The sequence below is a fragment of the Bacillus cereus group sp. BfR-BA-01524 genome (genome assembly GCF_022662595.1).
Lineage (GTDB): Bacteria > Bacillota > Bacilli > Bacillales > Bacillaceae_G > Bacillus_A > Bacillus_A thuringiensis_S.
Window position 1 is genome coordinate 1 of the sequence record NZ_JAKUDW010000471.1, and the last position, 221, is coordinate 221.

Below are 221 nucleotides of genomic sequence, written 5' to 3' on the forward strand. Positions count from 1 at the left end.
TACGTAGATAAAGAAGGAAAAGAAATCGCGCAACGCAATACAACAACAGATCAAGTAGGGAAAGGCTATACAACAGAAAATAAAGAGATCCCAGGTTATAAGTTGGTAGGAAAGCCAAAAAATGCCGAAGGTAAATACGTAGAGGGAACAACAGAGGTAATCTACGTATATGAAAAGGTGGAAGAGCCAAAAACGAAGCTGAAGGAAGGCAGTGTAATAAC

General features: G+C 39.4%; 1 protein-coding gene. It reads left to right on the plus strand.

The window, feature by feature from the left end; all coding sequences use genetic code 11:
- Nucleotides 1–221: MucBP domain-containing protein (locus MR170_RS31940; protein ID WP_242310795.1), on the plus strand; the 221-nt coding region annotated here is incomplete at both ends.